At 72.7% G+C, this 7,925-nt stretch carries 9 protein-coding genes; 7 read left to right on the forward strand and 2 right to left on the reverse strand.

From position 1 onward, the window contains the following. Positions 1–26: 26 nt before the first annotated feature. Positions 27–398: a hypothetical protein gene (locus FGW31_RS02830; protein WP_142191702.1), complete on the reverse strand. Its 372-nt coding sequence runs from the start codon at positions 396–398 to the stop codon at positions 27–29. Positions 399–652: 254 nt separating this feature from the next. Between FGW31_RS02830 and FGW31_RS02835 the strand changes: the two genes are divergently transcribed. From FGW31_RS02835 to FGW31_RS02845, 3 genes are all read left to right on the forward strand, one after another. After that, positions 653–2,731, forward strand: coding sequence for a SpoIIE family protein phosphatase (locus FGW31_RS02835; protein ID WP_142191703.1), 2,079 nt, complete (start codon positions 653–655; stop codon positions 2,729–2,731). Between the two features lie 674 nt (positions 2,732–3,405). Next, the gene (locus tag FGW31_RS02840; RefSeq protein WP_142191704.1) at positions 3,406–3,717 is read left to right on the forward strand and encodes a hypothetical protein; all 312 of its coding nucleotides are present in this window, start codon (positions 3,406–3,408) and stop codon (positions 3,715–3,717) included. A 30-nt stretch (positions 3,718–3,747) separates the two neighbouring features. Then, on the forward strand, positions 3,748–3,984 hold the full coding sequence (locus tag FGW31_RS02845) for a hypothetical protein (protein WP_142191705.1): 237 nt from the start codon (positions 3,748–3,750) through the stop codon (positions 3,982–3,984). A 67-nt stretch (positions 3,985–4,051) separates the two neighbouring features. Here FGW31_RS02845 and FGW31_RS02850 read toward each other — a convergent pair whose 3' ends face one another. Then, positions 4,052–4,906: a putative protein N(5)-glutamine methyltransferase gene (locus tag FGW31_RS02850; protein WP_142191706.1), complete on the reverse strand. Its 855-nt coding sequence runs from the start codon at positions 4,904–4,906 to the stop codon at positions 4,052–4,054. 246 nt (positions 4,907–5,152) lie between these two features. On the opposite strand from FGW31_RS02850, the gene FGW31_RS02855 reads away from it, so the two are divergent. The 4 genes from FGW31_RS02855 to FGW31_RS02870 form a co-directional block, all read left to right on the forward strand. Then, complete coding sequence (locus tag FGW31_RS02855; protein WP_142191707.1) at positions 5,153–5,602, forward strand: MarR family winged helix-turn-helix transcriptional regulator; 450 nt, start codon at positions 5,153–5,155, stop codon at positions 5,600–5,602. A 427-nt stretch (positions 5,603–6,029) separates the two neighbouring features. After that, on the forward strand, positions 6,030–6,635 hold the full coding sequence (locus FGW31_RS02860) for a sulfite oxidase-like oxidoreductase (RefSeq protein WP_142191708.1): 606 nt from the start codon (positions 6,030–6,032) through the stop codon (positions 6,633–6,635). Positions 6,636–6,660: 25 nt separating this feature from the next. Beyond that, positions 6,661–7,425 (forward strand): ferredoxin reductase, encoded by a 765-nt coding sequence (locus FGW31_RS02865; protein WP_167530173.1) that lies wholly within the window; start codon positions 6,661–6,663, stop codon positions 7,423–7,425. Between the two features lie 250 nt (positions 7,426–7,675). Beyond that, positions 7,676–7,925: acetylxylan esterase (locus FGW31_RS02870; RefSeq protein ID WP_142191709.1), on the forward strand; the 250-nt coding region annotated here is incomplete at its 3' end.

Genomic DNA, 7,925 nt, shown 5'->3' on the forward strand with positions numbered 1-7,925 from the left:
GGGCGTCGCCGTCCGGCCGGGGGACGTCAGCGGCTTTCCAGACGGACGTGCAGTTCCTCCTCCTGGTCGCCCGGCACCGTACTGAGTTCGTGCACCGTGAACAGGGAGTCCAGGGTGGTGCGGAACCGGTCGATCGCCCAGTAGCCGCCGTGCACGTCGGCGTCGACCGACGCGGCCAGCCGGGCCGACGGCCGGGCGCCCTGGCGCGCCTCGGAGACGTCGAAGGTGCCGAGCCACACCGTCGGGCGGGTCTCGGAGAAGTCCTGCGGCACGTCGTCCGAGCACCGGTCGGACGTGAAGCACGCGCACAGCGCGTCGAAGACGATGCGGGCGTCGTCCTTGCTGCATCCGCTGATCTCGACCGAGACGGATTCCGGGTGCGGTCGCTCACTGCCCATCGTGATCGCTCCTCTCGTACTCCACGCCGCCTACCCCCATCCCCCGCCCCCACTCAGCAAAGCACCGCCCGCCGGTGAGCACTACCCGCGTGGCGCTGCCGCGGTGACGGCTTCGCGGGCGCCCGCCACGATGGTGGGAGAAGCTGTAATCCAACGGCTGGAGCGGCGGAAAAGGGGCCCCGCGCGCGGTACAACAAGGGGTGTGTCGGCATCGTGACGGCGTGCCGTGAGGATCGGCGAAGGCGGGGCGTGGGATGAGTGCAGCGGAGTCACCCCTGGCCGACGGTGACGGGCCGGTCCGCGGGCCGGTGCGTCCCAGCGGGCTGCTCGACGTGCTGCGCGTGGCCTCGGTGGTCCTCGACACCGAGGGCCGCATCGTGCTGTGGAGCCCTCAGGCGGAGGAGCTGTTCGGGTACAGCGCGCGGGAGGCGCTCGGCCAGTACGCCGCCCGGATCATGGTGCACGAGCAGCACCTGGACCTCGTGGTGAAGCTGTTCTCCGACGTCATGCGCACCGGCCGGAGCTGGGCCGGTGCGTTCCCGGTCCGGCACAAGGACGGCGGCACCCGGCTGGTGGAGTTCCGCAACATGCGGCTGCTGGACGACCACGGGGACGTGTACGCCCTCGGCCTCGCGGTCGACCAGGCCACCGTGCGCCGCCTGGAACGGGACGTCGCCCTGTCCACCCGGATCGTCGCCCAGTCCCCCATCGGGCTGGCCGTCCTCGACGCCGATCTGCGGTACGTCTCGGTCAACCCGGCGCTGGAGCAGATCAACGGCATCCCGGCGGCGGAGCATCTGGGGCGCACCATCCGGGAGGTGCTGCCGCTGGTGGACGCCGACGCCATCGAGGACGCGGCACGCCAGGTCCTGGACACCGGCCGGCCGTCCGTCGACCGGTCGATGACCGGCCGTACGCCGGCGGATCCGGACGAGGACCGCGCCTGGTCGGTCTCGCTGTACCGGTTGGAGAACGCGCTGGGGACGGTGCTGGGCGTGGCCCTGTCCGTGGTGGACATCACCGAGCAGCACCGGGCGGGCGTGGAGGCGGAGACGGCCCGGCGCCGGCTGGCCGTGATCGCCGACGCCACGACCCGGATCGGCACCACCCTGGACCTGGAGCGCACGGCCGGCGAGCTGGCCGACGTGGCCGTGCCGGAGCTGGCCGACGCGGCGGCGGTGGATCTGCTGGAGGCGGTGGTGCAGGGCCGCCGCCACACCCTCGGCCCCGACGAGCCTGCGGTGATCCGGGCGCTCGCGGTCCGCTGGGTGGACTCGGCCGACGTGCTGCCGGCCGCCGATCCGCCGGGCCGGGTGACCCGCTACGCACCGGACCGGCTGATCACCGAGTGCGTACGCACCGGTCTGCCCGTGATGGTGCCGCGGGCCAAGGACGAGGACCTGGCGCGGATCGCCCGCTCGCCGGAGGCCGCCGAGTTGCTGGCCCGGGTCGGCGTCCACTCGTACCTTGCGGTGCCGCTGATCGCGCGCGGCGAGGTGCTGGGCGCCCTCGACCTCATCCGTACGCGCAACCCGCGCCCCTTCGACGAGGACGATCTGCTGCTGGCGCGGGAGCTGGCGTCCCGCGCGGCCGTCCAGATCGACAACGCCCGCTGGTACCAGAACGCCCGCGGCACGGCCCTCACCCTGCAGCGGAGCCTGCTGCCGAGCCATCCGCCCGTCACGGGCGGGCTGGAGGTCGCCTCCCGCTACCAGCCGGCGGGGGCCACCAGCGAGGTGGGCGGCGACTGGTTCGACGTGATCCCGCTGGAGGACGGCAGGACGGCGCTGGTCGTCGGTGACGTGATGGGCAGCGGCATCCCCGCGGCGGCCACCATGGGCCGGCTGCGCACGGCCACCCACACCCTGGCCTCCCTGGGCCTCGATCCGGCGGTGCTCCTGGAGCACCTGGACCGCATCACGGGCGACGTGGACCAGTCGATCGCCACGTGTGTCTACGCCGTCCACGACCCCCGCGAGCGGCAGTGCACCATCGCCAACGCCGGGCATCTGCCGCCGGCCCGGGTGCGGGCCGGTCACGCTGCCGAACTGCTCGATCTGCCCACCGGGGTGCCGCTGGGCGTGGGCGGTGTCGCGTTCTCCACGACCACCGTGGCACTGGATCCGGGCGACCGGCTGGTGTTCTACACCGACGGCCTGGTCGAGACGCGCCGGCACCCGCTGGACGAGCGCCTGGACACGCTGCTGGCCCTGCTGAACCACCCCGGCGAGTCGCTGGAGGAGGTCTGCGACCTGCTCCTGCGCACGCTGCACGAACCCGACAACGCCGACGACGTGGCACTGCTGATCGCCCGCGCGACACCCTTCGCCTGAGGTCTCCGCCCACGGGCGGTGTCTTCGACGTCGCGCCCGGTTCCCGGCACCTGTCACGCCTTCGCGCCGCACCGGGCACGGATTCTCGTACCGGATGTACGCGGGCCCGCGACGGTGGATGCGCCGTGGTCCGCAGCACGCGGGTCGGGACGACGCCGTTCCCGCTGCCGCGAAGCGGTCCGGCTCGCATGCGCAAAGCGGCTGGCACGCGGACGAAGTCCTCGTTCTGCACGGGACGTTGCTCCCCCGGTATCGGCTGCTGTCGGAAGCCACGGCTCGCCGACACGACGCCGGACGAAAGACGTCCCTCGCCAACTCCTCTGCCGTTCCCTCGCGTTGGTTCAACGGCCGACGCGTCGCACGCTTCCCGCGCGCCTTCGGCGACGGCATGGAGGAGGAAGACGCCCTCGACCTGACCTGGGGCCAGGCCGTTTGAGAGGTTGCGCGGACCGCCAACGGGGGTGGTGGGACCGTCTGATCGACTTGCGGCACCGGGCCGTCGGGATCACCGTGGAAGGGAAGGTGAACGTCGCGGCCAGCAGTTCGGCTGCACATAAGGCTCTATCGCGAGTGGCTCGGGCAACAGGTGTGAACCACGTCCCGAACACGGGTGGCGGAACTCTGGAAACGGCGACATGCGCCAATCTGAACGTCCGCACATCCAGGAGGAAGCGATGGCCACTCAGACGTTTTCCTACTTCTTCGTCCAGAACCTGCCCCCGGGGTACCGGGGAGAGATCACATGGGGCCCTGATCCGTTCTTCGACCGGGGCACATTCACCGTCTCCGCCCACCCGGTCACCAACCTCCGGCAGACCCTCTACTGGCTGACGTTCGACGACGTCTCGGTGGGCAAGAAGGACATCGGCTCCGGCGACATCAGCAATGTCCAGTCCTACCTCTGGGCGAAGACGAGGAACAGCGGGCTCAGCGGGCAGGGAACCGTCAAGTCCCACACCGTGTACCTCACCCGTACCACTGCCTGACCGCACCCGAAATCGCTGGAGGGATTCGGCATGCGCGTTTCTGTTGTACACGACGAGCAGGGATTCATCTCCGCCCTCGCGGCGTCTCCTCCCGGCGCACCGGTGGCCAGCCTCGTGCCGCTGGCGGGTGAGCGCGTGACGGAGTTGGACGTTCCGGAGGTCAGCGCCGACGGTGACCCTCAGGAGGTCGCCGGACGCCTGACGGACGTGGTCGAGAACTACCGCGTCGACACGGACACCCGGGCACTCGCCCCCAAGCAGTCCTGAGGGCGGCCCGCGAGAAAATGCCGTCTTCCGCTGAGGCTGCGCGAGGCCGCCGGCCGCAGGTGTCCGACTACGGGGTTCCTGGCGAAGTTGCCGGTGTCCTGACCCCGACCACGACCTGGGCGCAGCGCTCCTCGCAAACGGCCAGGCGGGTGCGCAGTCCGGCGGTGGTGAAGGCCTCGACGGCGGCGGGCGCCTGCCGGCGGCTGGTCTCGACCAGGAGGCAGCCCCCGGGCGCGAGCCAGCGCGGCGCGCCGGAGGCGACCCGGCGCAGCACGTCGAGGCCGTCGGCGCCGCCGTCGAGCGCGACGCGCGGCTCGTGGTCACGGGCCTCCGGCGGCAGCAGCCCGATCTCGCCGCTGGGCACGTACGGCACGTTGGCGGCGAGGATGTCGACACGGCCGCGCAGGGTGCCGGGGAGCGCGTCGAACAGGTCGCCGCTGTGGACCCGTCCGCCCAGGGGCGCGATGTTGCGGCGGGCGCAGCGCACGGCCGCCGGGTCGATGTCGGCGGCGTGCAGCTCGACCTGACCGAGCCCGGCCGCCAGGGCCGCGCCGACGGCGCCCGAGCCGCAGCACAGGTCCACGACGACGGCAGCGCCGGGCGCTTGGGCGAGGGCCTGCTCGACGAGGAACTCAGTACGGCGGCGGGGCACGAAGACGCCGGGTTCGACGGTGATGCGCCGACCGCGGAACTCGGCCCAGCCGACGACGAGTTCGAGCGGCGTCCCGGCGGCCCGGCGGCGGACCATGGGCACGATGTCCCGCGGGTCGCGGGCGGCGGCGAGGATCAGTTCGGCCTCGTCCTCGGCGAAGACGCACCCGGCGGCGCGCAGCGCGGCCACGACGGCGTCACGGGACGGGACGGCGGGAGAGGAGGACGGTACGGGGGACGAGGAGGCGGCGGACAGGGACGAGGACGGCATGTGCGGCAAGAGCCTGGGCCTTTCGGGAGCCGAAGGGCGCTCTCGCGGTCACCTACTGCCGGTGGTCCGCGTCGCTTCGAGGTGAGAGCACCCGACCTGACACAGCGGTAATGGGTCTCACCTCCCTGGTCGTCCCGGCCGGGTCGGTCCGCGGCCGGACCGCCACAGTACCCGACGATCTGCGCGGTTGTACGGTGCATGAAGGAGCCGGGATGCGCGCGCAGGGTGCGCGGGGAGGTGTACGGGGTGGACGCAGCGGAGGCCGTGGAGGCCATCCAGCGCGAGATGACGGTGTTCGCCCGCCGGGCCCGCGCCTCGGCCGGGCGCATGCACCCCGAGCTGTCGCTGGTGTCGTACACGCTGCTGGGGCATCTGGAGACGAGCGGCGGCTGCCGGGCCACCGACCTGGCCGCCCACTACGCGCTGGACAAGTCCACGGTGAGCCGCCAGGTGACGGCCCTGGAGCGGGCCGGGCTGGTGGAGCGGCGGCCGGATTCCGCGGACCAGCGGGTCCAGGTGGTGCGGCTGACGGCGGCCGGACGGCGGATCCTGGCCCAGGTGACCGACCGTCGCCGCGCCGCCTTCGCGGAGCGGCTCGCGGACTGGCCGGAGGAGGACCTGCGCCGGTTCGCCGGGTACCTGGAGCGCTACAACGGGCGGGCAGGCCACGGCACGGACGGGCCGGCGGAGGTGTGAGCGGACGCCGGCATCGGGCCACGCTCGGCACCGGCATCTCGGGGCGTGAGGGAACGCAGGACGTGGGCGGGCCCTGTGACCGGAGCACGTGGCCGGGGCGTGAGGGGACGCCGGGGCCGAGGGCGGGGTGTGAGCGCCGGGGCGGGGCGGGGCCGAGGGCAGGGCGTGAGCGGCGCGCCGGGGCGGGGCCGGAACGTGGCCTGAGCCGTGGCCGGAAGGTGAGCTGAGCCGGGTGGCCGGGCAGGAACGTGAGCGGATTCGTGGCCGGGCATCGGCGGGGCGGGGCGACGCCGTGGCGGGGCGTGGCGACGCCGTGGCCGGGGTGGCGGCGGGGCCGGTCCGGCCTGGCGGGACGCTGTTCGCGGACACCGCGTACGGTTGAACCTGGAAACACCTGAGTACCACTCGCAACGGAATCGCCGATCACGTGAACATCACCCGAGGCTTCACCGGCCGCCCCCGCGTGGACCATCCCGGTCTGCCGCCCGGTCAGTACGACGCGGGCGACGACTGGCCCGTCCTGTCCGCCGAGGTCACCCCCGAGCTCACGCCCGCCGACTGGACCTTGCGGATCGACGGTCTCGTGGCGGAACCCCGCACCTGGACCTGGGACGAGGCACACGCCTTCCCCGACTCGGCGTACGAGGGTGACATCCACTGTGTGACCGGCTGGTCGAAGTTCGGCGTGCGGTTCGGCGGGGTCTCGCTGGACGCGTTCCTCGACGTGGTCCGGCCCCATGTGTCGGCGACACATGTGGTCGCGTATGCGCACACCGGCTACACCACCAGCCTGCCGCTGGCCGACGTGACCGGCGGCCGGGCGTGGATCGCCTGGGAGTACGACGGCCGCCCGCTGCCCGCCGAGCACGGCGGACCGGCGCGGCTGCTGGTGCCGCACCTGTACTTCTGGAAGAGCGCCAAGTGGATCGCGGGCCTGCGGCTCCTCGACCACGACGAGCCGGGCTTCTGGGAGGGCAACGGCTACCACGCGCGCGGCAACCCCTGGGAGGAGCAGCGGTACTCCGGTGACTGAGCAGACCACGCCGACGACGCGGCCGGTGCCGTCCGCACCGGAGCGCTTCACCCCGCCGACGCGGTTCGCCGTGCCCGGGCGCATCGGGGTGAGCGAGCAGACCGCATCCGTGTGGCGGACGGCCACCCTGACCGAGATCCGCCGGGAGACGCCGCGCGTGGCGACGTTCCGGTTCGCGGTGCCCGGCTGGCCGGGGCACGTGCCCGGCCAGCATCTGATGCTGCGGCTGACCGCCGAGGACGGCTATGTGGCCCAGCGCCACTACTCGATCGCGTCCGCACCCGACGGCTCCGGGTACCTGGAACTGACCCTGGACCACGTCGAGGACGGCGAGGTCTCGGGCTGGTTCCACACGGTGGCGCGGCCCGGTGACCGGGTCGAGGTGCGCGGCCCGCTCAGCGGCTTCTTCGCCTGGCCGGGCGACCGGCCCGCGCTGCTGGTGGGCGCCGGCTCTGGAGTGGTCCCGCTGATGTCGATGGTGCGGCACCACCGGGCCCGCGGCCTTTCCGTGCCGCTGCGGCTCCTGGTGTCGGCGCGCCGGCCCGAGGACCTGATCTACGCGCGGGAGCTGGGTGCCGAGACCACTGCGGTGTTCACGCGGAGCGCGCCCGAGGGTGTGGCAGTCGGACGTATGACGGCCGCACATGTGTCGCCGCTCATGGCCGAGCAGCCCCCGGGTGGGTGGGAGGCCTATGTGTGTGGCTCCAACTCCTTTGCCGAGCACGCCTCCAGGCTGCTGGTGGCAGCCGGGCAGCCCGTGGACCGGATCCGTATCGAGCGCTTCGGCTGACGTCTCCGGCTGACCCCTCCTGCCGACCTCCCCGGCGCCCGAACCCCTGCGGGCGCCCGAGGGAGACCGACGCCGCACAACCGCACAACCGCACAGCCGCACAGCCGCACAGCCGCACGCGAGAAGCCTTCGTCGGCAACCGCTTTCTACCCTTTCACCTGCGTCTTTCCCGTCACACTCTGGCGATTCACCCGGTGATCCACGTACGGTGTCATCGCTCCGCACGGACTCTTCACGAAGGCGGTCCCCGATGGCCCTGTTCGACCTTCCCCTCGACGAACTCCGCGAGTACCGCAGCGCGTCCACCGCGCCCGAGGACTTCGACGCGTTCTGGTCCAAGACGCTGCGGGAGGCGCGCGAGCACGATCTGGACGCCCGTTTCGAGCCGGTCGACACGGGGCTGTCCACGGTCGAGGTGTTCGACGTGACGTTCGCGGGGTTCGGCGGCCATCCGGTCAAGGGCTGGCTGACGGTGCCCGCCCGCGCCGCGGCCCCGCTGC

It is taken from the genome of Streptomyces calvus (assembly GCF_006782915.1).
GTDB lineage: Bacteria > Actinomycetota > Actinomycetes > Streptomycetales > Streptomycetaceae > Streptomyces > Streptomyces calvus.

Coding starts and splice junctions, on each gene's coding strand:
- FGW31_RS02830 (WP_142191702.1), bottom strand. CDS start 398: ATGGGCAGTGAGCGACCGCACCCGGAATCCGTCTCGGTCGAGATCAGC.
- FGW31_RS02835 (WP_142191703.1), top strand. CDS start 653: ATGAGTGCAGCGGAGTCACCCCTGGCCGACGGTGACGGGCCGGTCCGC.
- FGW31_RS02840 (WP_142191704.1), top strand. CDS start 3,406: ATGGCCACTCAGACGTTTTCCTACTTCTTCGTCCAGAACCTGCCCCCG.
- FGW31_RS02845 (WP_142191705.1), top strand. CDS start 3,748: ATGCGCGTTTCTGTTGTACACGACGAGCAGGGATTCATCTCCGCCCTC.
- FGW31_RS02850 (WP_142191706.1), bottom strand. CDS start 4,906: ATGCCGTCCTCGTCCCTGTCCGCCGCCTCCTCGTCCCCCGTACCGTCC.